The 23677-nt window shown below is 71.6% G+C and carries 26 protein-coding genes and 2 tRNA genes; 17 read left to right on the top strand and 11 right to left on the bottom strand.

The annotated features are described in order from the left end of the window. Positions 1-73 precede the first annotated feature (73 nt). On the bottom strand, positions 74-1054 hold the full coding sequence (gene hemB, locus P2T37_RS07855) for a porphobilinogen synthase (RefSeq protein WP_276233356.1): 981 nt from the start codon (positions 1052-1054) through the stop codon (positions 74-76). 88 nt (positions 1055-1142) lie between these two features. On the opposite strand from hemB, the gene P2T37_RS07850 reads away from it, so the two are divergent. Then, complete coding sequence (locus P2T37_RS07850) at positions 1143-1682, top strand: DedA family protein (protein ID WP_382211833.1); 540 nt, start codon at positions 1143-1145, stop codon at positions 1680-1682. A gap of 175 nt (positions 1683-1857) precedes the next feature. Here P2T37_RS07850 and P2T37_RS07845 read toward each other — a convergent pair whose 3' ends face one another. From P2T37_RS07845 to P2T37_RS07835, 3 genes are all read right to left on the bottom strand, one after another. Beyond that, entirely contained in the window at positions 1858-2400 is a 543-nt protein-coding gene (locus P2T37_RS07845) for a CDP-2,3-bis-(O-geranylgeranyl)-sn-glycerol synthase (protein WP_276233355.1), read from the bottom strand. Positions 2401-2446: 46 nt separating this feature from the next. After that, the gene (locus tag P2T37_RS07840) at positions 2447-3310 is read right to left on the bottom strand and encodes an ATP-grasp domain-containing protein (protein WP_276233354.1); all 864 of its coding nucleotides are present in this window, start codon (positions 3308-3310) and stop codon (positions 2447-2449) included. Between the two features lie 88 nt (positions 3311-3398). Then, complete coding sequence (locus P2T37_RS07835; protein ID WP_276233353.1) at positions 3399-3932, bottom strand: 50S ribosomal protein L16; 534 nt, start codon at positions 3930-3932, stop codon at positions 3399-3401. Positions 3933-4173: 241 nt separating this feature from the next. Here P2T37_RS07835 and P2T37_RS07830 point away from each other — a divergent pair, with 241 nt between their 5' ends. Both P2T37_RS07830 and P2T37_RS07825 read left to right on the top strand, forming a co-directional pair. Further along, positions 4174-5163, top strand: a complete 990-nt coding sequence (locus tag P2T37_RS07830) for a glutathione S-transferase family protein (RefSeq protein WP_276233352.1) — start codon at positions 4174-4176, stop codon at positions 5161-5163. A gap of 79 nt (positions 5164-5242) precedes the next feature. Then, positions 5243-5389: a hypothetical protein gene (locus tag P2T37_RS07825; protein WP_276233351.1), complete on the top strand. Its 147-nt coding sequence runs from the start codon at positions 5243-5245 to the stop codon at positions 5387-5389. Here P2T37_RS07825 and P2T37_RS07820 read toward each other — a convergent pair. Further along, positions 5362-6600: an outer membrane protein assembly factor BamB family protein gene (locus P2T37_RS07820; protein ID WP_276233350.1), complete on the bottom strand. Its 1239-nt coding sequence runs from the start codon at positions 6598-6600 to the stop codon at positions 5362-5364. The genes P2T37_RS07825 and P2T37_RS07820 overlap by 28 nt on opposite strands. Before the next feature lie 90 nt (positions 6601-6690). Between P2T37_RS07820 and P2T37_RS07815 the strand changes: the two genes are divergently transcribed. The 9 genes from P2T37_RS07815 to P2T37_RS07775 all read left to right on the top strand — a co-directional run bounded on the left by P2T37_RS07815 (position 6691) and on the right by P2T37_RS07775 (position 14572). After that, complete coding sequence (locus tag P2T37_RS07815) at positions 6691-7737, top strand: DUF7350 domain-containing protein (protein WP_276233349.1); 1047 nt, start codon at positions 6691-6693, stop codon at positions 7735-7737. A gap of 30 nt (positions 7738-7767) precedes the next feature. Then, positions 7768-8703, top strand: a complete 936-nt coding sequence (locus P2T37_RS07810) for a DUF7282 domain-containing protein (RefSeq protein ID WP_276233348.1) — start codon at positions 7768-7770, stop codon at positions 8701-8703. A 50-nt stretch (positions 8704-8753) separates the two neighbouring features. Then, on the top strand, positions 8754-9053 hold the full coding sequence (locus P2T37_RS07805; RefSeq protein ID WP_276233347.1) for a DUF7471 family protein: 300 nt from the start codon (positions 8754-8756) through the stop codon (positions 9051-9053). Beyond that, the gene (locus P2T37_RS07800) at positions 9040-9534 is read left to right on the top strand and encodes a winged helix-turn-helix transcriptional regulator (RefSeq protein WP_276233346.1); all 495 of its coding nucleotides are present in this window, start codon (positions 9040-9042) and stop codon (positions 9532-9534) included. Before P2T37_RS07805 ends, P2T37_RS07800 begins: the two co-directional genes overlap by 14 nt. 52 nt (positions 9535-9586) lie before the next feature. Next, positions 9587-10633 carry a DUF7350 domain-containing protein gene (locus P2T37_RS07795; protein WP_276233345.1) on the top strand — a complete coding sequence of 349 codons (1047 nt, stop codon included), beginning with the start codon at positions 9587-9589 and terminating at the stop codon, positions 10631-10633. Then, complete coding sequence (locus P2T37_RS07790; RefSeq protein ID WP_276233344.1) at positions 10630-11904, top strand: DUF7405 family protein; 1275 nt, start codon at positions 10630-10632, stop codon at positions 11902-11904. The genes P2T37_RS07795 and P2T37_RS07790 overlap by 4 nt, the downstream gene beginning before the upstream one ends. Positions 11905-11947: 43 nt before the next feature. Next, entirely contained in the window at positions 11948-12646 is a 699-nt protein-coding gene (locus P2T37_RS07785) for a CAP domain-containing protein (protein ID WP_276233343.1), read from the top strand. Between the two features lie 306 nt (positions 12647-12952). Beyond that, complete coding sequence (locus P2T37_RS07780) at positions 12953-13780, top strand: aldo/keto reductase (protein ID WP_276233342.1); 828 nt, start codon at positions 12953-12955, stop codon at positions 13778-13780. 51 nt (positions 13781-13831) lie between these two features. Further along, the gene (locus P2T37_RS07775; protein ID WP_276233341.1) at positions 13832-14572 is read left to right on the top strand and encodes a DUF429 domain-containing protein; all 741 of its coding nucleotides are present in this window, start codon (positions 13832-13834) and stop codon (positions 14570-14572) included. A gap of 176 nt (positions 14573-14748) precedes the next feature. Here P2T37_RS07775 and P2T37_RS07770 read toward each other — a convergent pair whose 3' ends face one another. Continuing rightward, positions 14749-14943 (bottom strand): cold-shock protein, encoded by a 195-nt coding sequence (locus tag P2T37_RS07770; RefSeq protein ID WP_276233340.1) that lies wholly within the window; start codon positions 14941-14943, stop codon positions 14749-14751. Between the two features lie 120 nt (positions 14944-15063). On the opposite strand from P2T37_RS07770, the gene P2T37_RS07765 reads away from it, so the two are divergent. Then, positions 15064-15558 (top strand): hypothetical protein, encoded by a 495-nt coding sequence (locus P2T37_RS07765; protein WP_276233339.1) that lies wholly within the window; start codon positions 15064-15066, stop codon positions 15556-15558. 1 nt (position 15559) lies between these two features. Here the strand turns inward: P2T37_RS07765 and P2T37_RS07760 are convergent, their stop codons facing one another. Further along, positions 15560-17461 carry a PPC domain-containing protein gene (locus tag P2T37_RS07760; protein WP_276233338.1) on the bottom strand — a complete coding sequence of 634 codons (1902 nt, stop codon included), beginning with the start codon at positions 17459-17461 and terminating at the stop codon, positions 15560-15562. Positions 17462-17576: 115 nt separating this feature from the next. Here P2T37_RS07760 and P2T37_RS07755 point away from each other — a divergent pair, with 115 nt between their 5' ends. Further along, positions 17577-17753: a hypothetical protein gene (locus P2T37_RS07755; protein ID WP_276233337.1), complete on the top strand. Its 177-nt coding sequence runs from the start codon at positions 17577-17579 to the stop codon at positions 17751-17753. A 39-nt stretch (positions 17754-17792) separates the two neighbouring features. On the opposite strand, the gene P2T37_RS07750 is transcribed toward P2T37_RS07755, so the two are convergent. From P2T37_RS07750 to P2T37_RS07735, 4 genes are all read right to left on the bottom strand, one after another. Then, entirely contained in the window at positions 17793-18182 is a 390-nt protein-coding gene (locus tag P2T37_RS07750; protein WP_276233336.1) for a DoxX family protein, read from the bottom strand. Between the two features lie 233 nt (positions 18183-18415). Then, positions 18416-18489, bottom strand: a tRNA-Phe gene (locus P2T37_RS07745). A gap of 155 nt (positions 18490-18644) precedes the next feature. Then, a tRNA-Val gene (locus P2T37_RS07740) sits at positions 18645-18716 on the bottom strand. A gap of 34 nt (positions 18717-18750) precedes the next feature. Continuing rightward, positions 18751-19941, bottom strand: a complete 1191-nt coding sequence (locus P2T37_RS07735) for an ABC transporter permease (protein ID WP_276233335.1) — start codon at positions 19939-19941, stop codon at positions 18751-18753. 131 nt (positions 19942-20072) lie between these two features. Here P2T37_RS07735 and P2T37_RS07730 point away from each other — a divergent pair, with 131 nt between their 5' ends. The 3 genes from P2T37_RS07730 to P2T37_RS07720 all read left to right on the top strand — a co-directional run bounded on the left by P2T37_RS07730 (position 20073) and on the right by P2T37_RS07720 (position 23654). Next, positions 20073-21029 (top strand): ABC transporter permease, encoded by a 957-nt coding sequence (locus P2T37_RS07730; protein ID WP_276233334.1) that lies wholly within the window; start codon positions 20073-20075, stop codon positions 21027-21029. A 37-nt stretch (positions 21030-21066) separates the two neighbouring features. Beyond that, positions 21067-21618, top strand: a complete 552-nt coding sequence (locus P2T37_RS07725) for a DUF192 domain-containing protein (protein ID WP_276233333.1) — start codon at positions 21067-21069, stop codon at positions 21616-21618. Positions 21619-21716: 98 nt separating this feature from the next. Further along, on the top strand, positions 21717-23654 hold the full coding sequence (locus P2T37_RS07720) for an ABC transporter ATP-binding protein (protein WP_276233332.1): 1938 nt from the start codon (positions 21717-21719) through the stop codon (positions 23652-23654). The last annotated feature ends 23 nt before the right edge of the window (positions 23655-23677 follow it).

Raw genomic sequence — 23677 nt, 5'->3', positions numbered from 1 at the left:
GATTCTGGACGAACGTCCGGCGGGTCGCGGGGGAAGAGCGGCGTGCTACCGGGGTGCGCGCGACAATTCTTGCCTACAGGTCGCGCGCGACCCGCTCGCCGAAGTAGGTCACGATCAGGTCCGCGCCGGCGCGCTTGATGGACAGCAGCGACTCGCGGGCGGCGGCGTCGAGGTCCAGCCACCCCTTCTCGGCGGCGGCGTGGAGCATCGCGTACTCGCCGGAGACGTTGTAGGCCGCCACCGGGCGGTCGAACGACTCGCGCACGTCGCGCACCACGTCGAGGTAGGGGAGCGCGGGCTTGACCATGAGCGCGTCCGCCCCCTGCTCGGCGTCGAGGCGGACCTCCCGCATCGCCTCGCGGCGGTTCGCGGGGTCCATCTGGTAGTGGCGGCGGTCGCCGAAGGCGGGCGCACCGTCCGCCGCGTCGCGGAACGGCCCGTAGAACGCGGAGGCGTACTTGGCGGCGTAGGCCATGATGGGGACGTGCTCGAAGCCGCCCTCGTCGAGGCCCGCGCGGATGGCCGCGACCTGCCCGTCCATCATCCCCGAGGGCGCTATCATGTCCGCGCCCGCGGCGGCCTGCGAGCGGGCCGTCTCCGCGTACCGCTCCAGCGTCGCGTCGTTGCGGACGGTGAGGTCCGGGTCCTCGGCCGCGTCGGGTTCGAGGACGCCGCAGTGGCCGTGGTCGGTGTACTCACAGAGACACAGGTCCGCGATGACGTACGCGTCCGTCTCGGCTTTGATCGCTCTCGTGGCGCGCTGGACGACGCCGTCCTCGGCCCACGCGCGCGACCCCTCGGCGTCCTTCGACTCGGGGATGCCGAACAGCATCACGGACTCGACGCCCGTTTCGAGCACCTCCTCGACGCGGGCGACCGCCTCGTCGACGGGCACGCGCTCGTGGCCCGGCATCGACTCGATGGGGACCCGCTCGTCCGTCGTCGCGTCCACGAACACCGGGACGACGAAGTCCGCGGGGGCGAGGCGCGTCTCCGAGACGAGGTCGCGCACGCCGTCCGCGCGCAGGCGGCGCGGGCGGTCGGTGATGTCCATAGCCGCGCTCGGGGCGGCGACGACAAAACCGCGTCGCTACACGGAAAGGGATTTAGCCGCCACTCGGCAACGGACGCGCGTGTCACCCCTGCAGGCCGATATCGGGGCGTTCCTCCGGAACGCCGTGAACGAGGCGACCCCCGTCCTCCGCGACGTCTTCGACTCGGAGTTCGCCCTGCTGGTCCTGCTGGGAGTGTTCCTCCTCGAAGGGGCGATGCTGCTCTACTTCGTCCCGAGCGAGGGTATCGTTCCGGCGGCCGTCCTCCTCGTCGGAACCGACCCGGTCGACCTCGCGCTCGTCCTCGGCGTCGCGGTTCTGGGCGCGACGGTCGGCCAGTTCGCGCTGTTCACCGCCGCGAAGCGACTGGGACGCGAGCGCCTGCTCGCGAAGCGGTGGTTCCGCATCGACGACGACAAACTGGCGCGCTTCGACGGCTGGTTCGACCGCTGGGGTCCGGTCGTCGTCCCCGTCTCGAACTCGCTGCTGTTCACCCGCGGGATGCTCACCGTGCCGGCCGGTCTCGCGGAGATGGACGACCGCCGGTTCCTCGCGCTGTCGGCGCTCGGCACGCTCTCGTTCGAGTGTCTGCTCGCGGCCGTGACGCTGTTCCTCCTCGGCGGCGCGTGAACGGCCACCAGCCGGTAGAGGTAGCGCATCCGCGAGCGAGCGCGGCGAGCGACCGGGCGGTTCACCGAGCCGGAGCGAAGCGGAGGCTCGGCTCTTTTCGGTGCAGATTTTTCGACCGAGCGGCCCCCGCGGCGAGCGAAGCGAGCGAGGAGACCGCTCGGTCGAGAAAGGTGCGTTAGTACGGCTCCTCCTTCAGCCCGAGCAGGTACGCCCCCGCGTTCGTCGTCAGGTGGAGCACCGGCGTGACGACGAGCACCGCGACGACGACGGGGAGCGTGAACACCCCGCCAGCCCACGCGGGCGCGACGAGGAAGGCGAGCGCCAGCGCGACGACGACGAAGTCCAGCTGGTCGAGCAGCGGGAAGGACGCGCCGCGCCGTCGGCCCGTCCGGCGCTTGAGGAGCGACGCGAGGACGTCGCCGAGCATCGCGCCGAACGCCAGCGCGACGGCCGCGTGGAGGGGGAACGAGGGGAGGTCGAGGCCGGTCGCGGTTTCGACGGCCGGGGCCGCGAGGTTCGCCGCGACCGCGACGAGGACGCCCGCGAGCGTGCCGCCGGCCGTCCCGCGCCACGTCTTGCCGTCGCCGAGGAGGCGCTTCCCGTCGTAGGTGCGCCCGCCGTCGATGGGCGGCCCGCCGCCGACGAGCACCGCCGCGTTGTTGGGGACGTACGCGGGCAGCATCGTCCACACGGCGACGGCGACCGTCTCGACTACCATGCCCGGAGTCGGCCGGGCGGCCACATAAACCGCCGGGGTCCACGGCTCAGGCGCGCGCGCGGATCAGGTCGGCGAGGCGGTCGTAGAAGCCCGGTTCGTACTTCGTCGCCGTGTCCACCGTGGGGCGGGCGTTCGTCTCGTTGACGACGGCGCGGTCGCCCGCGACGAGGATATCGACGCCCAGCCAGTCCACGTCGAGCGCCGCGGCCGCGTCCTCCGCGAGCGCGCGCAGGTCGGCGTCGAAGTCGACCCCGACGGCCTCCGCGCCGCGGTGGACGTTGTGTTTCCACCGCCCCTCGGCGAGCGCGTCCTCGGGGAGGCGGCGCTCGACGGCACCGACGTACTCGCCCTCGACGGTCATCGCGCGGTAGTCGCGCGCGTCCGGGAGGTACTCCTGGACGAGGTACGAGCGGTCGCCCGTCGCGCGGTAGTCGTGGACCAGGTCGAGGTAGTCCGCGATGCCGAGGAACGAGTCGAGGTCCGCCGCCTTCGCGATGCCCGTGCCGCGCGTCGTGGAGTTGGGCTTCACGACGACCGGCGGGTCGAACCGGGTCCACGCCTCGCGGAGGTCGGCCTCGCCGACGGGGTTCGAGACGAGGACGGAGTCGGGCGTCGGAACGCCGGCCCGCGACAGGCGCGCGAGCGCCCCGGCCTTGTTGCGCGACCGCAGTATCGCCTCGCGGCCGTTCACCCACGGCACCCCGAGCAGGGCGTCGGCGACGCCGCCCTCCATGAGTCTGGAGGGGAAGACGAACCCCACGTCGAAGTCGCCGAGGTCGGCATCGAGCGACAGCGTCCGCTCCGAGGTCGGCACGTGTTCGGCCTCGATACCGCGCTCGGCGAGGGGGCCGCGGACGCGCGACAGCGTTTCGGCGTCCGTGGCGACGGCGAGGCAAAGCGTCTCGCTCACGGTCGCCGGTGCGTGCCGGGAGGACATGAAGCCCGCGCTCGGCCCGGGGCCGTCGCTGCGCGGCGGGAGAAAGCGGGAGAACGGGGCTCTAGGAGACGAGCAGTTCCTCGCCGCGCTCGACCTTGATGCGGCACGGCGGGGTGATCTTGTTGTACGCGCGGCGGAAGGCGTCCTTCACGGTGTCGGCGTCCTCGGGGTGACACCACGCGGTGAAGACGCGCTCGCCCTTGCCCATGCGGGCGGCGGTGCCGACGATCTTGCCGAACGACTGGCGCATCCCGTCGGAGACACGGTCGGCGCCCGCGCCGGTCGCCTGCTTGTTCTCCCGGATGACCTGGTGGGGGAACTTCCGGAGGATCATCTTGTAGTCGCCCTCCTCGCCGAGCACCTTCAGCATCCGGCGGTTCGCGGACAGGCGCGACGCCTCCAGCGAGCCGTGGCGGATCTGGACGGCCTCCTCGACGACGAGGCTTATCTGGACCTCGTACTCGTCCTCGTCCTTCTCGGTGCGACCCATCTTGTGCTGGGCGATCTTCGAGCCGGGGATACCCGTGATGTACTCCCGCCGGGTGTACGACGGCTTGTCGATGTCCCGGTACATCGAGGCAGGTTTGTCGCTCATATTACCGTAGTTGAGGCCAACGACGCTAATGAAGCCTTCGAAGGCGAGCGGCGAGGGGCGAGCGAGCGAAGCGAGCACAGGTCCTCGAATACGAGCGGGAGCGGGCGCCGCGAGCGACACGCGAGCGAGGAGACGGGACCCGTCTCCACCGGGCGAACGCGCCGCCGTTACCCCGCGACCCCCGGGTGACACCGGTGTCGCCTGTAACCCTATACGGCCGCGCGCCGTACTCGCGGGCACGATGGTCAACATGTTCGTGGACGGCGAGTGGAAGACGGACACCTACGAGATGAACGACGAGGACGGCGAGTTCGACCGCTCGCCCACGTCGTTCCGCGACGAACTCGGGACCGACGAGTTCCCCGCGGTCTCGGACCGCTACCACCTCTACATCTCGCGGGCGTGTCCGTGGGCGCACGGCGCGGCGCTGGTGCGCTCGCTGATGGGGCTCGAGGAGCAGGTGTCGATGGACATCGTGGACCCGTATCGCGACGAGAAGGGGTGGCAGTTCACGCCGGAGAAGGAGGACTGCACCCCGGACACGGTGAACGGGTTCGACTACCTCGGCGAGACGTATCTGGCGGCCGACTCGAACTACACCGGGCGCGTGACGGTCCCCGTGTTGTGGGACACCGAGTCGGAGACCATCGTCAACAACGAGTCCATCGAGGTGATGCGCACGTTCGCGACGGCGTTCGAGGGGAACGGCGTGGACCTCTACCCCGAGGACATCCGCGACGAGATAGACGAGGCCGTCGACGCCGTCTACGACCCCATCAACAACGGCGTCTACCGCGCCGGCTTCGCGGGCACGCAGGCGGCGTACGAGCGGGCGGTCGGGGAACTGTTCGACGCGCTCGACCGCTGGGACGAGGTGCTCGCGGACCAGCGCTACATGGTCGGCGACGGCGAGCGCCTCACGCTCGCGGACCTGCGGCTGTTCGCCACGCTCGTCCGGTTCGACAACGTCTACCACACCCACTTCAAGTGTAACCAGCGGCTCATCGAGCAGTACGACAACCTCTGGCCGTACGTTCGCGATATCTACACGACGCCGGGCGTGGCGAAGACGGTGAACATGGCCCACATCAAGGAGCACTACTACACCACGCACACGGACATCAACCCCACCGGCTTCGTCGCCGTCGGGCCGGACCTCGACTTCGCGGCCCCGCACGACCGGGACGCCCTACCGGGCGAGCCGCCGGCCGCGCTGTTCCCCGAGGCGTAGGTCGCACCCCCTTTCCGCCGACCCACTTGTAGCTGCCGGCGGTACGCTTATACCCGTGTGTGGTATTGACACACAGTGTATGGGAGACACGAAACGCGGTCGCGAGCGGAAAGGCCTGAGCAAGCGCGAGCAGCGTCGCCACGACGACATGGAACGCGCCGCCGAGACCCGCGGCGAGGAAGTGGACTTCGACGACCTCTACGACGAGGACGAGTTCGAGCTCTGAGCCGTTAGGGCCACCACGCGACCGTCGCCGTACAGCACGTACACCTCCTTCCTGCCGTCCGAGTCCGTGTCCGCGAGCGTCGCGTGGGCGTACACCAGCGCGTCGCGCGTGTAGCGCGCCCGAACGGTCCCGTCGGCCGGGTCCACGACGGAGACCGACCCGTCGTTCGTGACCGCCACCAGGTCGCGGTTCCCGTCGCCGTCCACGTCGCCGGCGGCGGGCGGGGGCGTCATCTGCGTCCCGTTCGTCAGCGTCCGCGTCCACTCGACCGTGCCGTCGCGCCCGTCGAGCGCGAACAGCGTCCCGGTCGCGTTGGTCGCGTACACCTCCACGACCCCGTCGCCGTCCCCGTCGAACGGCGGCCCGACGGCCGCCAGCCGACCGAGCGGGCGCGTCCACTCGACCGTCCCGTTCCGGCCGTCGATGCTCGCCACGACCCCGTCCGTCGTGGCGGCGAGGAACTCGCGGGCCGCGTCGTCGTCCACGTCGCCGTCGGCGGACCACGTCACGCTCCCCTCGACCGGGGCCGTCCAGGCGACCCGGCCGCGGCGGTCGAAGGCGACGACGGTCCCGTTGCCGAGGCCGACGAGCGTCTCGGGGGCCCCGTCGGCGTCGTAGTCGGCCACGCTCGGCGCGGACCACGAGTAGGCGTCGAGGGGGCGGCGCCACACCGTCTCCCCGTCCGGGCGCACGACGGCGATGGTGCCGTCCACGTCGGTGACGACGAGTTCGGCCGCGCCGTCGCCGGTCGCGTCCGCGACGACGGGCCGGGTGTAGCCGTAGTTCGACAGCGCGTAGCGGAACGCCGCCTCGCCGGTGAGCGCGTCGTAGGCGACGGCCTCGCGTTCCGTCGAGGCGGCAATGACCTCGGGCGCGTCGTCGCCGACGAAATCGGCGACGGCGGGGTCCGCGACGGCGTGGATGGTACAGGCGTCCGCGGGAACCGGCTCCGACCACCGCTCGTTCCCGTCGCCGTCGAGGACGAGCAGTTCACAGCCGTCCGCGCCCGCGCGACCCCCGATGGGGACGGCGACGACCGCCTCGCCGTCGACCGTGCCGGCCGCGACGGCGTGGTGGTTCCCGGCCACGCTGCTGTTGCCGGCACGCCACTCCTCGACCAGCCGGAGGTCGTCGCCCCCGGCGGGCGTGCCCGACCCGCCGAGACAGCCGGCGAGGAGGAGCAGGGCGACGAGCGCGAGCGTGCGGCGCATGCGGTCGCTAGCGGGGCGACGGACAAAGCGTCCGCGCTCCTTCGACGGTCGCACCAGAACCGCTTTTCGGGGAACGGCCGTCGTACGGGTATGAACCGCCGTCGCTTCCTCGCGCTCGCCGGGAGCAGCGCCCTGCTCGCGGGCTGTGCGGACACGACGGACCCCGCGACCGCCACCCCGACCCCGACCGCCGCGAGCGACCTCCCCGACGGCGTCTACGTCCAGCCGTACCGCGAGGGGATGGCGATGCAGGGGACCGCCGACGCCGGCGACCTCCGCGTCGCGTTCATGTACACCTCGCCGCACCGCTTCTGGAACGTGAACGGGAACGAGGTGTCGCTCACCGAACGGTCCGGAAACGTCCACGCGATGGCCGCCGTCTGGGAACCGGAGACGGGTCGGGTCGTTCCCGAGACGGGGCTGTCGCTCGAAATCGAGCGCGACGGCGACCTCGTCTCGCAGGAGGTCATCTACCCGATGCTCTCCCAGCGGATGGGCTACCACTACGGCGGCAACTTCGACCTCTCCGGCGGGGACGGGACCGCCGCGGACGGCGAGTACACGGCCCGCGTCTCCGTCGGCGGCGTCCCCGACGCCGTCGCGCTCACGGGCGCCTACGAGGGCCGCTTCCGCGCGCCGGCCACCGCCGAGATACCGTTCGTGTTCGACGAGGAGCAGCGCGAGCGCGTCCGTAGCGAGGAGATAGACGCCTACGGCCAGCCGGGTGCCGTGCGACCGATGGACATGATGATGCCCCAGGCGGTCGCCCCGCCGCGCGACGCGCTCCCGGGCACGGTGTTCGGCGCCCCGAACCGCGACGACGCGCTGCTCGCGACGGGCGCCGTCTCGGGGGAGGCGGCCGCCCGCTTCGGCGCGGACACCTACCTCTACGTCTCGCCGCGCACCCGCTACAACGGCCTCGAACTGCCGGCGATGGCGCTGTCGGCGACCGTCGGCGGGGAGACCGTCGAACTCCGGCGGACCCTCGACCCCGAGCTCGGCTTCCACTACGGGGCCGCGGTCGGCGAGCTCTCGGGCGATATCGAGCTCTCGACAGGGGTGCCGCCGCAGGTCGCGCGCCACGAGGGGTACGAGCGCGCGTTCCTGGAGATGCCGCCCGCGACGGTGACCGTCTGACTTTCCCGTTTCCGGCCCTATCACCGAACGATGCGAACCGTCCACGCCGCCGCGGTCCTCCTCGCGGCGGCCGTCGCGCTCGCGGCCGTCCCCCTGCCGGCGGCGGCCCACGTCAACCACGTCGCCGCCGACGCCCAGGTCACCCCCGACGGCGTGGTGGTCGTGGAGACGGCGTTCGTCGCGAGCGACGGCTTCCTCGCCGTCCAGCGCGACGACGACGGCGAGCCGGGTGCGGTGCTCGGCCACACGCGCCTGCGGGCCGGCGAGGGGTTCCGGACCGAGGTGCGCGTCCCCGTCGACGACGCGGCGTGGGCGGACTGGAACGGCTCCGCGACGGTCCACCTCGTCCTCCGCGACGACCGCGACGGCGACGGCGAGTTCGACCCCGAGGAGGACGGCGTCGTCACCAGCTTCGGCCGGCCGGCCGCGGCGACCGTGTCCCTCGCGCGCGGCGACCGCGCCGCCGTGAGCGCGCGCGACTTCACGCCCCTCCGGGCCGCGAACGGGAGCGTGACGGTCAGATACGCCGCGCTTCCGGCCGACGGCCACCTCGTCGTCGAGAACGGAACCGACGGCGCGACGCTCGGGTCGGTCGCGCTCGACGCCGGCGACCACCGGAACGTCTCCGTCCCGCTCGGCGACGCGGCGACGGGCGACGAGACGTTCCCCGTCCGGGCGGTCCTGTACCGCGACGACGGCGACGGGACCTTCGACGGCGACGACACGCCCGCCCTCGCCGGCGACTCCCCGGTCGCGACGACGTTCTCGGTGACGCCCGAGGCGGCGAACGCCACCGCCACGCCCCCGCTGGTGGTGACGGCGACGCCGTTCGACGACGGAACGGCGACCCCGACGGCGTCGCCCTCCCCGACCGAGCCGCCGACCGCCACGCCCGGACAGCCCGGCTTCGGCGCCCTCGCCGCCGTGGCCGCACTCGCGCTCGTGCTCGTCGCTCGCCGCCCATGACCCCCCGACAGCCTCATTCCGCGCGGACACGAAGCGGGGGGCGATGACGGATGGCGAGCGTGGTCCTGCCGGTCGTGCTCGGGGTCGCGGCGATAGCCGCGGCCCTGGTCATCGGGGTGGCGCTCGCCGCGCTCGTCCAGCGCCGCTCGGTGCCGTACCTGCTCGTGACGCTCGCGTTCGCGACGCTGCTCGCGCGGACCGCGGTCGGCGTCGCCCTGATGACGGAGACGGTCGGCCCGGCGCTCCACCACACGCTCGAACACGGGCTCGACGCCGCGATGGCGGGGCTCGTCATCGCGGCCGTGTACACCGCGCGCAGGGCGCGGGGGGTGACCGATGACGACGCGTGAACGCATCTCCGCCCACGTCGAGGCCGAGCCGGGCGTCCACTTCAACGAGCTCGTCCGCGAGCTCGACCTCGCGCCCGGGCAGGTGCAGTACCACCTCAAGCGGCTGGACGTGGTGGCAGACGAGTGGTTCGGGAAGACCCACTACTACCCCGCGGCGTACGACGAGTGGGACCGGCGCGCGCTCGCCCTGCTGCGCAGGGAGACGGCCGCCGACGTGGTCGCCGTCCTGCTCGCGGACGGGCCGCTGTCGGCCGGCGAGACGGCAGACCGGGTCGGCATCGCCCGCTCGACGCTGTCGTGGCACCGCGACCGGCTGGAGACCGCCGGGCTGGTCGAGACCCGCCCGGACCGCGGGCACACCCTGCTGTTCGTCCCGGAGCCGGAGCGGACCGCCCGGCTGCTCGACCGCGCGGAGCCGTCGCTGCCGGGCCGGCTGGTGGACCGCTTCACTCGGCTCGTGGACGCGCTGTTGGAGGAGTAGCTTCGACGGTCGCACCAGAACCGCTTTTCGGCGGAAGCCCCTAGCGATGACAATGCGACGACGACGCTTCCTCGCGGCCGCCGGCGGCGCCGCCGCGGCCGGCCTCGCCGGCTGTACCGGCCTCGTCACCACGGAGCCGGCCGGCGCGCCCCCCGTCCTCTCCGACCGGCCCGACGCCGTCTACTTCCCCACCCACGTCGAGGGGATGGCGATGGCGGGGACGGGCCGCGACGGCGACTACCGCTTCGCGCTGTTCTACTCCTACCCGCACCGCTTCTGGAACGTGAACGGGCGCGACGTCTCGCTCACCGACATCGCGAGCGGCGACGACGTCCACCTGATGGCGAGCGTCTGGGACGCCGAGACGATGCAGGTGCTCCCCGACACCGGCCTCTCGCTGGAGATAGAGCGCGACGGCGACCTCGTCTCGCAGGAGGTAATCTACCCGATGCTCTCCCAGCCGATGGGGTTTCACTACGGCGCGAACTTCGGGCTGGAGGGCGACGGCAGCTACGACGTGACCGCCTCCGTCGGCGGCGTCTCGACCCGCCGCACCGGCGGGTACGAGGGCCGCTTCGCCGACCCCGGAAGCGCGACCGTCTCCTTCGACTACTCGCGGGGCGCGCGCGACGACATCCCCTACGAGATAACCCCCGACCGGGCCGGCGAGCGCGCCGCCGTCGAGCCGATGGAGATGTCGATGGGCGGCATGTCGATGCCGATGGGGTTCGCCCGGCCCGCGGCGGAGCTCCCGGGCGTCGTCGGCGAGGCGACGAGCGGGGACGCGCGCTTCGTCGTCGGGACGCTCGACGCGCCGCCCGCGGGCGTCGAGGGCGAGGGGACCTACCTCTACGTCTCCGCCCGGACGCCGTACAACCGGATGGTGATTCCCGCGATGGCCGTCGAGGCCGCGACCGCCGGGTTCGACGGCGACCTGACCGCGACGCTCGACCCCGAGTTGGGCTACCACTACGGGGCCGTCGTCGGCGGGGTCGGGAGCGAGGTAGAGGTGCGGCCGACGCTCCCGCCCCAGACCGCCCGCCACGAGGGGTACGAGACGGCGTTCATGCAGTTCGAGCCGATGGTGGTGTCGCCGTGACGACGCGCCGCGACGTGCTGAAGGCCGCCGTCGCCGCGGGGGGCGCGGCGGGCCTGTCGGCGTGCCTCGACGTCTCGGGGGAGAGCGACGTCCCCACCGGCCCCGACGACCTCTCGACGCTCCCCGACCGGCAGTACGCGTGGGGCGAGTACGTCCGGCACGACGACCACGGCAACGAGCAGTTGCCGCGCCACCAGGTGCTGCTGTACCTGACCCTCGAACGCGACGGCGAACCGACGGAGGACGACCGCGAGCGGGTCGCCGCGGCGTTCGACTCGCTGAACCGCGCCTACGCGTGGGACCACGAGGGGCTGCTGTGGTCGGCCGCGTACTCCCCGGCGTACTTCGACCGCTACGACGAGCCGCTCCACGGGTCGGTTGACTGTCCGCCGCCGCACGCGCTGTCGCCGTTCGAGGAGCCGGAGTTCGACACGCAGGACCTGCTCGTCCACCTCGCGAGCGACAACCCGGACGTCGTGCTCCGGGCCGAGCGCGCCCTGCTCGGCGAGACGGGGAGCGCGAACGGCGTCGAGTTCGCGGCGTCGCTCGACGGCGTCGCCTCGCTCGCGGCCGACTCGGACCGCCGCACCGGCTTCGTCGGGCGCGGGATGCCCGCCGAGCGACAGGGCGACCTGAAGGGCGTCCCCAGCGACGGCCCCGTTCCAGCGGAGAGCCCCCTGTTCATGGGGTTCACCGCCGGCTTCGCGGTCAATCAGGCCTCGGAGGACTCCGTCGCCATCCGCGAGGGCCCCTTCGCCGGCGGGACGACGAAACACGTCTCGAACCTCCGCCAGCGCCTCGAGGACTGGTACGGCGAGCAGTCGTTCGAGGAGCGCGTCGCGGAGATGTTCTCGCCCGAACACGCCGAGAAGGGGTGGGTCGAGGGGGTCGGCTTCAACCTCGGCGACGACTCCCGCGTGGACGAGACGCTCGACGACATCGAGGCGCAGGCCGAGGAGTACGGCCGCGTCGGCCACGCACAGAAGGCGGCGCGCGCCAACCGCGACGACGACGGGAACGTCCGGCTGTTGCGCCGCCACTTCGAGTCCACCGACGAGGGCGAGGCGTCGCTCCACTTCCCCTCGCTCCAGCGGGGGATGACCGCCTTCGACGAGGTGCGCGCGGCGATGAACGGCACCGACATGCCCGCGGTGACGCCCGCCGTCCGCCAGCGCGTCAACAACGGCATCCTGGAGTACGTGTTCGTGGAGCGACGGGGCAACTGGCTCGTCCCGCCGCGGTCGAAGCGCGCGCTTCCCCGGCCGCGATAGCCGCTCCCCACGCCGTTTTATTCGCTCACTCCGTAGCCCGACCGTGGCAGAGTGCGTCGTCTGCGGCGAGTCCGTCCCGGTGAGCGACGCCTGCCGGCACTGCGCGCGCCCCGTCTGCGACGACCACCGCGAGCCCCCGGCCCACGACTGTCCGGGCGTCGAGAGCGACTCCCGCGTCTGGTACACCGACCCCGACGCCGGCCGGGACGGCCGGACGGGCGGTCGGGAGCTATCGAACCCCCGGCGGCTGGCCGCGGGCGTCGCCGTCGCCGTCCTCGTCGCGCTCGTCGTCGGGGGAATCCTCGCCGCCGGGGGCGCGCCCGCGCTGGACGGCGTCGACGACGAACGGCTGGAGGCGCTCGTCGTCGCGGAGGTCAACGACGCGCGGACCGCCCGTGGCCACGCGCCCCTCGAACCGAACGCCTCGCTGGCCGCGGTCGCGGACGCACACAGCGCGGACATGGCCGCGCGCGACTACGTGAACCACACCGCGCCCAACGGCTCCGGCGTCGCCGAGCGGTACGAGCGGTTCGGCATCGACTGCTTCGGCTCCGAGAACATCTACTACACCCCGAACGGCGCGCTGCTCGTGAGCGAGCGCACGCTCGCCGAGCGCGTCGTCGCCGAGTGGCTGGACTCGCCGGGCCACCGCGAGACCCTGCTCGGGAACTTCTCGCGGCAGGGTATCGGCGTCGTCGTCGCCGGGGACGGCGGCGTGTACGTCACCCAGAACGTCTGCTAGTTCGTTCTTCGTTCGACGGTTCCGTGACCGCCTCGAAAGCAGTGGCCGACTGCCGACGGAGAGAACACCTCGAAAGTCCCGGAAGGCTCACTCCGTTCGTCTTCCGACCGCGACGCACCGCGCCAACCCTTCCCCGTGACCGACACGCTCCTCCGGAGCGGTCGGTCTCGGCCCTTACGCCGGCCGCTGTCGTCCGTGCCGAGCGGCGGTCCGACGCCGGCCGGGTTCTCCGACGAAGCCGACACGGACACCGACCCAAGTAGCCGGGGGCGTGGGGACTAACACCGTCGCGCCCGACGACCGACCATGCAGGCAACGTTCGACATCGGCGGCGACCTGACCGTGAACCGACTCGGCTTCGGCGCGATGCGGCTGTGCGGCGAGGACATCATCGGCGCGCCCGACGACGAGGAGAACGCCCGCGAGGTGGTCCGGCGCGCCCTCGACCTCGGCGTCGACTTCATCGACACCGCGGACTCGTACGGGCCCGGAACGAGCGAGCGCCTGCTCCGCGAGGCCGGCGCGCCCGAGGAGGCCGTCGTGGCGACGAAGGCCGGGCTCCTCCGCGAGGCCGGCGGCGACTGGCTCCCGCACGGCGACCCCGACTACATCCGCAACCAGGTGCTCGTCTCTCGCGACCGGCTGGGCGTGGACACCATCGACCTCTACCAGTTCCACCGGCCCGACCCGGACACGGACTTCGAGGAGTCGGTGCAGACGTTCGCGGACCTGAAGGACGAGGGGTTCGTCGACCACGTCGGCCTGTCGAACGTCACCGTCGAGCAGCTGGAGACGGCCCGGGATATCGTTGACATCGCGACGGTGCAGAACCGCTACAACGTCGCCCACCGGCCCGACGAGGACGAGCGCGTGCTGGAGGCCTGCGAGGAGTACGGCGTCGGGTTCATCCCGTGGTACCCGCTCGCCGCGGGCCAACTGGACGAGGTGGAGGGCATCGACGCCGTCGCGGACGACCACGACGCGACGCCCCACCAGGTCGCGCTCTCGTGGACGCTCCACCGCTCCGAGAACATGCTCCCGATTCCGGGCACCTCCAGCGTCGAGCACCTGGAGGCGAACGTCGCCGCGGGGGACATCGAACTGACGGACGACGACATGGCGCGGCTGGAGTAGTCGGACGCGCGTCCGACTCGGGTTTTTGTCGGTCCGGTGCCGAGCGGCTGTATGGACGACGCCCTGTTCGTCGGCGCACACTGGAGCCCCGCCGGCTGGGTCGCGGCCGTCTTCTCGGCCGAGGGGTTCGAGGGCGCGAGCGTCCACGACGAGATCGGACAGCTGTGGGGCGCGGTCGAGGAGCGCGCCCGCCGCCTGCTCGTGGACGTGCCCGTCGGCCTCGTCGAGGAGGGCGACCCCGAACGGGCGGCCGACCGGCTGGCGCGGGCCGTCCTCGGCGACCGCGCCGGGGCCGTCACCACGCCGCCCGTCCGGGAGGCGACCCGGAAGCGGCGCTATCCGGCGGCGGAACGGGTGATGCGCCGGAAGGCCGACGCGGACCTCTCGAAGGCCGCCTTCGCGGCGAGCGCGGCCATCGCGGCCGTCGACGACCTCCTGCGGGAGGTGCCGGAGACGCGCGAGGTCGTCGGCGAGTCCCACCCCGAACTCTGCTTCCGGGCGTTCGCCGGCGAGCCGCTGGCCGAGGACCGCCGGACCGCGGGCGGCTACGCCGAGCGGATGCGGACGCTCGCGGAGTTCGACCGCGACGCCCCGCCGACGGTGCAGTCGGCCGCGGAGGACGCCGCCGGCACCGACGCGCGCGTCGAGGACGTGCTCGACGCCCTCGCGCTGGGCTACACGGCGCGACCGGGCCCCGGCGACCTGCGGACGCTCCCGGCCGACCCCGACACGGACGCGACGGGGCTGCCGATGCGGCTCCACTACCGAGCGGACGCGCCGCTCTCGAAGTAGCGTCGGGAGGAGGAAGCCGTGGCTCGTCACGGTAGAACAGCCGTCGAGCGCCGACAGCGGGCGCTCGGCGGTGTGAAGACAGCGATAGAACGGTCGGAGCGACCGTCCGTTACTGCTGCGATGCTCCGACCGAACCGGATAAACGACCGGGCGGAGAGTGTCGGTTGGTTACGAGTTTAAAGGCGCGTGACGTTCGTCGCGCGCGGGCCCTTGTCGGCCTGCTCGATGTCGAACTCGACCTCCTGTCCCTCTTCGAGGTCCGGACCGCCGACGTCTTCCATGTGGAAGAACACGTCCTCGTCCTCGTCCTCGGTGTCGATGAAACCGTAACCGCCCGTGTCGTTGAAGAAGTCAACCTTGCCTGTCGCCATTGCAAATAGAGGGAGTCCGCCGCCACGGATAAGGGTGTGGTTTCGGCCGTCGGCGTGTGGCGCGCTCGCACGACACAGCCGTCGGGACACGCTCTTGGCCCCGCGGCGGGAAGTCGAGGTATGCTCAGGAGACTCCGCGAGACGGCGCCCGCCGGGCTCGTCCCGCTGGCGTGGCTGTTCGCCTTCGCCGCCCACGAGGGGGCGCTCGCCGACCGGACCGTCCTCGTCGGGCACGTCGTGATGACGGCGCTGCTCGTCGCGTTCGCCGCGCTGTCGTACGAGGACATGCGCGACCACCCCGTGCTCCGCGCGTGGCTCGCGGTCATCGTCGTCGGGATACCGGTCACCGCCGCGGGCGCGTACGGCGTGTGGAGCGGCGACACGGCGTTCGCGCTGCTGGCGGTCGTCGGGTGGATGGCCCTTCCCGCGGTCGCGCTCGCGTACACGGGTCGCGTGCTGCCGTCGGCGGAACGGGCCCGCGTCTACACGCTCGGGGGCGCGCTGTCGGGCGTGGGCGCGGCGCTGCTCCTCGTGGGGACGGCGGTCCCCGTCGCCTTCCTGTGCGTCGGCGCGGGGCAGACCGCGGGAATACTGGCCGCGACGCTGACCTACTGACTCAGTTCGACGTCAGCGACAGCGTGTACGGCCCGAGTTCGCCGCCGAAGGTCGTCGCCCAGATGGTGAACTCGCCGTCGGACTCGAGCGTGTACGACAGTTCGCTGTTGAAGCCCTCGCCGCCGTCGTCGTCCGTCGCGACCACGTTCGAGTCCGGGTCCACGAGGACGAGGTAGGTGTCCACCTCCTCGGAGCTCATCGATATCGTCACGGAGTCGCCCCCCGAGCCCGAGAACGTCACCGGCTCGCCGGGCTCGTCCCGTCGCGGGGCCGTCCCGTCGTCGCTGTCTATCGTACCGCGGGCCGTCTCCCCGTAGGAGATGGACCGGAGGTCCTGTTGTGCGGGCTGGCTCTCGCCGGTCTTCTCCAGCGACAGCGTGTACGGCCCCGTCCCTTCGCCGCGGGAGGAGGTAACCCACAGCGTGAACTCGGCGTCCGCGGTCAGCGAGGTCTCCAGCCGCGCCGGCTCGCCGCTCCGGCCGGCCGCGGAGTCGAGTATCTCGCCGTCGGCGTCCGCGAGCGCGAGCAGGCCGGTGAACGCCCGCGACTCGACGGTGGCGGCGATCTCGTCGCCGGACGACCCCTGGAACGCGACCGGCTCGCCGAGGTACTCCGTCGTGGCGACGGTCGGGTCCTCCGAGTCGATGGTGCCGCGGGCCGTCTCGCCGTACGAGATGGATCGGAGGTCCTGCGGGGCCGGCTCCACCTCGCCCGTCTTCTCCAGCGACAGCGTGTACGGCCCCGTCCCTTCGCCGCCGAAGGTCGTGGCCCAGATGGTGTACTCCCCGTCGGCGGACAGCGCCGTCTCGAGCAGGCTGTTGTACCGCTCCGCGCCGCCGTCGTCGTCGGTCCCGACGATGTCGCCGTCCGGGCCCTGGAGGACGAGCAGCGTGTCGAGGGCGCGCGACTGCATGTTGATGCTGACGAGGTCGTTCGCCGACCCCTGGAAGGTGACCGGCTCCCCGATGGCGCTCGACGACGGAACGGCCGGGTCCTCCGAGTCGATGGTCCCGCGCGCGCTCTCCCCGTACGAGATGGACCGAAGGTCCTGCTGGGCCGGCTCCACCTCGCCCGTCTTCTCCAGCGACAGCGTGTACGACCCCGTCGCGTCGCCCGAAAAGGAGGTGACCCAGATGGTGTACTGCGCGTCGCTCGACAGCGTCGCCTCCAGCCGACTGTTAAGGCCGCCGGCCCCGTCGTCGTTCGTTCCGACGATGGAGTCGTCCGGCCCTTCGAGCGCGAGCAGCGGGTCGAAGTCCTCGGACTCCAGGCGGATACTGACGATGTCGCCCGACGACCCGGAGAACGTGACGGGGTCGCCCAGCCGGTCGAGTTCGGGGACCGTCCCGTCGCCCTCCCGGAGCGTCCCCTCCGCCGTCTCGCCGTACTCGGTGGCGACGAGGTCCTCGCCGGTCTTCTCCAGCGACAGCGTGAACGGGCCCGTCTCGTCGCCGGCCTGCGAGCCGGCCCAGAGGGTGTGTTCGCCGCCGGTCGCGAGGCCGGTCTCGATGGAGTTGCCGGAGCCGCTCTCGGCGACCACCGAGCCGTCGGGGCCGGTCAGCGAGAGGTGACCGGAGAACTCCGTCGAGAGCACGGTCGCGGTCACGAGGTCCCCCTCGTTCCCCTCGAAGGAGACGGGCGTCGCGATACCGTCGGTCGCGGGGTCCGTCCCCGCGTCCGCGGCGAGCGTCCCCTCGGCGGTCGTCCCGTACGAGATGGAGGTGAGCGCGGGCGCCTCGGTCGCCGTGGCAGTGGCGTCGCCGTTGCCGTCCCCGCTGCCGTCGCCGCCGAGGTCGGAACACCCGGCGAGGCCGAGCGCGGCGACCGTCGCGCCGGCGCCGAGGAAGCGCCGTCGCGAGGAGTGAGCGGAGTCGTGGAGGGCATCGTCGTCGTTTTCCGACATGTGAACCGACCGGAACTACCGAGCCGCCCAACTTAAAAAGAGGTGACTTGATTCGGACGGCGAGAACGCCACGGGGTGTCGAAACCGGTATGCCGGGAGGCGCGGAACCGCCGGTGTGGTCTCCGACCCCCTTCGCGCGCTCCTGTGTGTCGCCGTCGGCGTGTTCGTCGGCGTCCCGCTCGGCGTCCTGTTCGTCCCCGACCCGACCGGCGTCGCGGCCGCGGTCACGACCCTCCTCGTCTCGGCGGCGGTCGCCGGCCTGCTCCACCGGCGCGACGCCTTCGCCGGGTGAGCTACGTCACGTCGGCCGCGGCCGGGTGGTCGGCGTGGCTCACTCCCGCGTGTACCACCACGCCCACGCCATCAACACCGGCTGGAGCGGGAGCCGTGCCCACCCCGCCGCGCGGACGAGCCCGGCGACGGCGTCGGGGACGGTGTCGTCAAGCCCGCCGCGCGCGATGTGGACGTTCGCCGGGAAGACGGCCGCGAGCAGCGCGACGAGCCCCCACGCCGAGAGCCGACGCGTCCGCTCGAACAGCACGCCGACGCCGAGGAGGATCTCCGCGACGCCCGAGAGGTGGACGAGCGCCCGCGGTCGCGGGAACGCGGGCGGGACGGCCCGCTCGAACGCGCGGGGCGCGAGGAAGTGCGAGACGCCGGCGACGACGTAGAACAGCGCCATCGCGTAGCGGAGGGGCCGTTTCAGGCGGGGAAGGTCCATACGCGGGCGTCGGCCGCGTCGGGAATGAGCGTGCCGGTGCGCGTCGCTCCGCCCGTTCGCGTCGTCGGCCGCAGAAACACCCCGCCTCCCCGATTTGAACAGGTGAGAGACGGTCCTGCTCGGCTCACTCCGTTCGCCTCCGCGGGCTGCGACTCTCGTGTTCGAATCGGCTCGGGAGCATTTTCACTGCTCACGACTCGGTCGCTCCGCTCCCTCGCTGGTTCGCAGGAAAATGCCGCCTCCCCGATTTGAACGGGGGACAGCTCGATCTTCAGTCGAGTGCTCTCCCAGTCTGAGCTAAGGCGGCTCACTCCGAGACACGACGATACGAGAAAAAAGGGTTTCGAAAGGGGGCGCGGGGACGGCGAAGGGGGGCCCGGGCGGAATCGAACCACGGGCGGACGTCCTCGCGTCCCCCTGCTTCGATTCCGCTGCCACTCGTCTCGCCGCGCTCGACAGAAGTGGGTCCGGGCGGAATTGAACCACCGGCCTTCTCCTTGTAAGGGAGACGTCATACCACTAGACCACGGACCCGCGTCCGGGAGGAGTCGGGCCGGCGGAATAGCCCTTACGCTCCGCCGCGCTCCGGGTCGAGGACGTTGCGGAGCGCGTCGCCGAGGACGCTCAGGGAGACGACGGCGAACACGAGCGCGACGGCGGGGAACGTCGATATCCACCAGGTCGTGAGCAGTTCGCCGAAGAGGCTCCCCTGGGTGCCGGTGGCGACGAGCGACCCCCACGAGTCGATGCTGACGACGCCGTAGCCGAGGTACGACAGCGCCGCCTCCGCGAGCACGAGCATGGCGACCTGCTGGGCGGCCGCCGCGGCGACGGTGTCGGCGACGTTCGGCAGGAGGTGCTGCCGGAGGACGTACAGCCGCGACGCGCCGGCGTTGACGGCGGCGGTGACGTACGACTCCTCGCGCCGGGAGAGGACGGACTCGCGGACGGCCCGGGCGATGCCGGCCCACCCGAGCGAGCCGAAGACGGCGACGAGCAGCAGCATGTCGCCCGCGCCGCGCGCGAGGACGAACGCGAGGACGATGTAGGCGACGAACGGCGGCACGACGGAGACGGCGTCCGTGACGCCGACGAGCACCTCGTCGACGCGCCCGCCGAGGAAGCCCGCCGTCGCGCCGACGGCGACGCCGAGCGGGACGATGACGGCGGCGGTGACGACCGCGACCTGCAGGGCGGTGCGCCCGCCCGCGAGCAGGAGGTTCACCATGTCGTTTCCTTCCGCCGTCGTGCCGAGCGGGAAGCGCCACGTGCCCGTGCACATCCCGTCGACCACGTCGCCGACACAGGAGAACGACACCGCCTCCGGCGTGGAGGCGAACACGGGCGGCTGGTAGCTGGCGACCGGGCGGACGATGGGGTCCGGCGGCGTGAGGAAGGGGCCGAACGTGCCGACGAGGGCGAAGAGGACCACGCCGACGAACGCGAGCAGGCCGGCCGGGTCGCCAGCGAGCCGGCGCCAGTAGAGCCGCAGGCGCTCGCGGTCGGCGACGAGCGGCGCCGCCAACCGGCCGAGCAGGACCGTCGCGTACAGCGAGGCCCAGTCCAGCCCGGAGAGGTCGGTGAGGAAGTAGACGGCGTTCAACGCGCGTATCGGCGGCTCGACGTAGGCGTACGCGAACCCGGCCGTGAGGAGGGCGAGCGCGCCGGCGAAGGCGACGGTTCGGGGACGGACGCGCGGCGAGCCGTCGGTCGGTTCGTCGGCGAGGGCGTCGAAGGGGGCAGTGGTATCGGATGCCATGAGGACCGTTCGGAGGGCGAACGTGCGGGTGTGCGACGGAGGCGTATAGAAAGCACCGATGGCAGCGGGTGAAATCTTAAGGGTCGGCCGCCGTCACCCCGGAGTATGCAGTCCCTCCATCCGGGTGAGCCATGACGCCCGGGCTCGCCTTCGTCGTGCGGCGCGGCGCGTGGGCGGCGGCGACGCTGTTCGTCGCGCTCGCGGCCACGTTCGCGCTGGTCGCACTGACCCCCGACCCGAACGCCGCGCTCGCCGGCTTCGCCGCGGCGGCCGGCGGCGGCGACGCCGAGGCCGCGATGAGCGCCTACGAGGCCGCCCGCAACCTCGACGAGCCGGTGCTCGACCGCTTCCTCGGGTTCGTCCGCGGGGCCGTGACGCTCGACCTCGGGCGCTCGCTGTCGAGCGGCGAGCCGGTGCGGTCGATACTCGTCGACCGCGCGCTCGTCTCGCTGTCGTACGTCGTGCCCGCGGCCGTCGTCTCCGTCGCCGGCGGCGTCCTCGTCGGGGCGACGACGGCGCTGCGCGACTCCTCGCTCGGGGACCGGCTCACCGGCGCGGCGGCGTATCTCGGCCTGAGCGTCCCGAACTTCTGGCTCGCGGCGCTGGGCGGCGCGTACCTCGCGGCCGCGCTCGGGGCGGGCGGCTCGTTCGACCCCGAGGCCGGGCTGTTCGCCTCGCCCAACGTCCAGTACCTCGCCATCGCCGCGGCGGTCCTCGCGACCACGATGTTCGCGGCACAGCTACGGTACACCCAGGCCGAGATGGGCGCGTTCGCCGACGCCGAGTTCGTCAGGCTGGTGCGCGCGAAGGGCGGCAACACCCGTCGGGTGGCCCGCCACGTCCTGCGCAACGCCGCGCCGCCGCTCGTCTCGCTGTTCGTCACGGAACTGCTCGCGACGCTGTTCGTCGCCGTCGTCGTCGTCGAGTCCGTGCTCGGGATACCGGGCGTCGGCGCGGCGCTCCTGGAGGCGGTGTCCGCCCGCGACCTCCCGATGGTGATGGGCGTAACGCTGTTCGTTGTCGCCGTCGGCGTGTTCGCCCGGTTCGCACAGGACGTGCTCCGGGCGACGCTCGACCCCCGACTGTGAGCACAACGCTTAGCCGCGCGCGGGCCTAGTAGCCGGTATGGACCGCCGGTACGCCCTCCCCGTCGCCGCCGGGGTCGTCGCCCTCCTGCTCGCGGGCCTCGCGACGGGGGCGTTCGCGCCGCTGCTCTCGACGGACGGCTACCAGCCGGCGACGGCGACCGCGACCGGAACGGACGCGACGGCCACGACGAGCGACTACGCCCACACGACGGTGACGGTGTACGACGCGGGGACCAACGAGACGCTCGGGAGCGTGCGCGCCGCCGTCGCCGAGACGTGGCGCCAGAAGTACACCGGGCTCTCGCGGACGGAGTCGCTCCCCGAGGACGCCGGGATGCTGTTCCCCTACGACTCGGAGGGGAGCCACACCTACGTGATGCGGGGGATGGACTTCGGCATCGACATCGTCTACGTCGCCGCGAACGGCACCATCACGCGCATCCACCACGCCGAGGAGCCGCCCGAGGGGGCGAACGGCGAGAGCTACGAGTACCCCGGCACCGGCCAGTACGTGTTGGAGGTGAACTACGACTGGACGACCCGACACAACGTGTCGGTCGGCGACAGGGTGGACGTGGGCGACTGGTAGCCGTGCGTTCGTGCGGTATGGTACCGGTTCTTTATCAGCATCGTTACTGAACTGTTCTTCAGCGAACCCTTTTGCGAGTGAGTTTCCTTGACGTGCCAATGGGAGCTACCGCTATCGAAGACGACGACCCGTTCGAGGAGCAACGGGAACAGGCCGACAACCCGATGCGTCGGCTGTTCGCCGAGTACGGCTCCGAGAACAAGCTCGCGTTCGTCGTCGGTGTCCTGTCAAGCGTCGTCGCCCGTGTCCTCGACCTCCTGCCGCCGATTCTCCTCGGGGTAGCCGTCGACGCCATCTTCGAGGTGCAGGGAGCCGCCGACCGGCCGTACACCCTCGCGTTCGTCCCCGACGCCTGGATCCCGCCGACCGAGCAGGGACAGCTCTACTTCACCGTCGGCATCATCGCGTTCGCCTTCTTCGGCGGCGCGGCGTTCCACTACTCGCGCAACTGGGGCTGGAACTCCTTCTCACAGCACATCCAGCACCGCATCCGGACGGACACCTACGACAAGATGCAGCGGCTGAACATGGACTTCTTCGCCGACAAGCAGACCGGCGAGATGATGTCCATCCTGTCGAACGACGTGAACCGGCTGGAGCGGTTCCTCAACGACGGGATGAACTCCGCGTTCCGGCTGGGCGTCATGGTCGTCGGCATCGCCGTCGTCCTGCTGTACGTGAACTGGCAGCTGGCGATGATAACGCTCGTCATCGTCCCGCTCATCGCGGTGTTCACCTACTACTTCATCAAGACCATCCAGCCGAAGTACGCCGAGGTGCGGTCCTCGGTCGGCCAGGTGAACTCCCGGCTGGAGAACAACCTCGGCGGCATCCAGGTCATCAAGACCTCCAACACCGAGAACTTCGAGTCCGACCGCGTCGACGACGTCTCGCAGGGGTACTTCGACGCGAACTGGGACGCCATCAGCACGCGCATCAAGTTCTTCCCCGGCCTTCGCGTCCTCGCGGGTATCGGCTTCGTCCTCACCTTCTTCATCGGCGGGACGATGGTGCTCGGCGACGGTGTCGGGCCGTTCACGAGCGACCTCCGCCCCGGCGAGTTCGTCACGTTCATTCTCCTCTCCCAGCGGTTCATCTGGCCCATGGCCCAGTTCGGCCAGATCATCAACATGTACCAGCGGGCGTACGCGTCCTCGGCGCGCATCTTCGGGCTGATGGACGAGCCGTCGCGCATCGCGGAGGACCCCGACGCCGACGAACTCGTCGTCGACGACGGCGAGGTCGTCTACGACGACGTGACGTTCGGCTACGACGAGTCCGAGACCATCGTCGAGGACGTGAGCTTCACCGTCGAGGGCGGCGAGACGCTCGCGCTCGTCGGGCCCACCGGCGCCGGCAAGTCCACGGTCCTCAAACTGCTCCTCCGGATGTACGACGTGGACGAGGGGTCCATCTCCATCGACGGACAGGACCTCCGCGACGTGACCATCCCGAGCCTGCGAAAGCGGGTCGGCTACGTGAGCCAGGACACGTTCATGTTCTACGGGACGGTCGAGGAGAACATCGCGTACGGCACCTTCGACGCCGACCGCGAGGACGTGATCGAGGCCGCGAAGGCCGCCGAGGCCCACGACTTCATCTCGAACCTCCCCGAGGGGTACGACACCGAGGTCGGGGAACGGGGCGTGAAGCTCTCGGGCGGCCAGCGCCAGCGCGTCTCGATCGCGCGGGCCATCCTGAAGGACCCCGAGATACTCGTCCTCGACGAGGCGACCTCCGACGTGGACACGGAGACGGAGATGCTCATCCAGCGGTCGCTCGACCGGCTGACCGAGGAGCGCACCACGTTCTCCATCGCCCATCGTCTCTCGACCATCAAGGACGCCGACCAGATCGTCGTGCTGGAGGACGGCCGCATCGCCGAGCGCGGCGACCACGACGAACTCATCGCCGAGGACGGGCTGTACGCCCATCTGTGGGGCGTCCAGGCCGGCGAGATAGACGAACTCCCCGAGGAGTTCATCGAGCGCGCCCAGCAGCGCGACGCCCGGCGCGTCGAGGGCGACGACGACTGACGGAACCGCCCCACCCGACCCCG

This window comes from Halosegnis marinus (assembly GCF_029338355.1).
Taxonomy (GTDB): Archaea; Halobacteriota; Halobacteria; order Halobacteriales; family Haloarculaceae; genus Halosegnis; species Halosegnis marinus.
The sequence above is the reverse complement of the archived record's forward strand: the minus strand, read 5'-3'. Positions and strand labels throughout refer to the sequence as shown.

Excerpts from the sequence above, each read along its gene's own strand:
- P2T37_RS07730 (WP_276233334.1), top strand. The coding sequence starts at position 20,073 with ATGACGCCCGGGCTCGCCTTCGTCGTGCGGCGCGGCGCGTGGGCGGCG.
- P2T37_RS07795 (WP_276233345.1), top strand. The coding sequence starts at position 9,587 with ATGCGACGACGACGCTTCCTCGCGGCCGCCGGCGGCGCCGCCGCGGCC.
- P2T37_RS07725 (WP_276233333.1), top strand. The coding sequence starts at position 21,067 with ATGGACCGCCGGTACGCCCTCCCCGTCGCCGCCGGGGTCGTCGCCCTC.
- P2T37_RS07770 (WP_276233340.1), bottom strand. The coding sequence starts at position 14,943 with ATGGCGACAGGCAAGGTTGACTTCTTCAACGACACGGGCGGTTACGGT.
- P2T37_RS07825 (WP_276233351.1), top strand. The coding sequence starts at position 5,243 with ATGGGAGACACGAAACGCGGTCGCGAGCGGAAAGGCCTGAGCAAGCGC.
- P2T37_RS07800 (WP_276233346.1), top strand. The coding sequence starts at position 9,040 with ATGACGACGCGTGAACGCATCTCCGCCCACGTCGAGGCCGAGCCGGGC.
- P2T37_RS07735 (WP_276233335.1), bottom strand. The coding sequence starts at position 19,941 with ATGGCATCCGATACCACTGCCCCCTTCGACGCCCTCGCCGACGAACCG.
- P2T37_RS07845 (WP_276233355.1), bottom strand. The coding sequence starts at position 2,400 with ATGGTAGTCGAGACGGTCGCCGTCGCCGTGTGGACGATGCTGCCCGCG.
- P2T37_RS07760 (WP_276233338.1), bottom strand. The coding sequence starts at position 17,461 with ATGTCGGAAAACGACGACGATGCCCTCCACGACTCCGCTCACTCCTCG.
- P2T37_RS07775 (WP_276233341.1), top strand. The coding sequence starts at position 13,832 with ATGGACGACGCCCTGTTCGTCGGCGCACACTGGAGCCCCGCCGGCTGG.
- P2T37_RS07805 (WP_276233347.1), top strand. The coding sequence starts at position 8,754 with ATGGCGAGCGTGGTCCTGCCGGTCGTGCTCGGGGTCGCGGCGATAGCC.
- P2T37_RS07810 (WP_276233348.1), top strand. The coding sequence starts at position 7,768 with ATGCGAACCGTCCACGCCGCCGCGGTCCTCCTCGCGGCGGCCGTCGCG.
- hemB (WP_276233356.1), bottom strand. The coding sequence starts at position 1,054 with ATGGACATCACCGACCGCCCGCGCCGCCTGCGCGCGGACGGCGTGCGC.
- P2T37_RS07720 (WP_276233332.1), top strand. The coding sequence starts at position 21,717 with ATGGGAGCTACCGCTATCGAAGACGACGACCCGTTCGAGGAGCAACGG.
- P2T37_RS07830 (WP_276233352.1), top strand. The coding sequence starts at position 4,174 with ATGGTCAACATGTTCGTGGACGGCGAGTGGAAGACGGACACCTACGAG.
- P2T37_RS07780 (WP_276233342.1), top strand. The coding sequence starts at position 12,953 with ATGCAGGCAACGTTCGACATCGGCGGCGACCTGACCGTGAACCGACTC.
- P2T37_RS07835 (WP_276233353.1), bottom strand. The coding sequence starts at position 3,932 with ATGAGCGACAAACCTGCCTCGATGTACCGGGACATCGACAAGCCGTCG.
- P2T37_RS07820 (WP_276233350.1), bottom strand. The coding sequence starts at position 6,600 with ATGCGCCGCACGCTCGCGCTCGTCGCCCTGCTCCTCCTCGCCGGCTGT.
- P2T37_RS07815 (WP_276233349.1), top strand. The coding sequence starts at position 6,691 with ATGAACCGCCGTCGCTTCCTCGCGCTCGCCGGGAGCAGCGCCCTGCTC.
- P2T37_RS07765 (WP_276233339.1), top strand. The coding sequence starts at position 15,064 with ATGCTCAGGAGACTCCGCGAGACGGCGCCCGCCGGGCTCGTCCCGCTG.
- P2T37_RS07750 (WP_276233336.1), bottom strand. The coding sequence starts at position 18,182 with ATGGACCTTCCCCGCCTGAAACGGCCCCTCCGCTACGCGATGGCGCTG.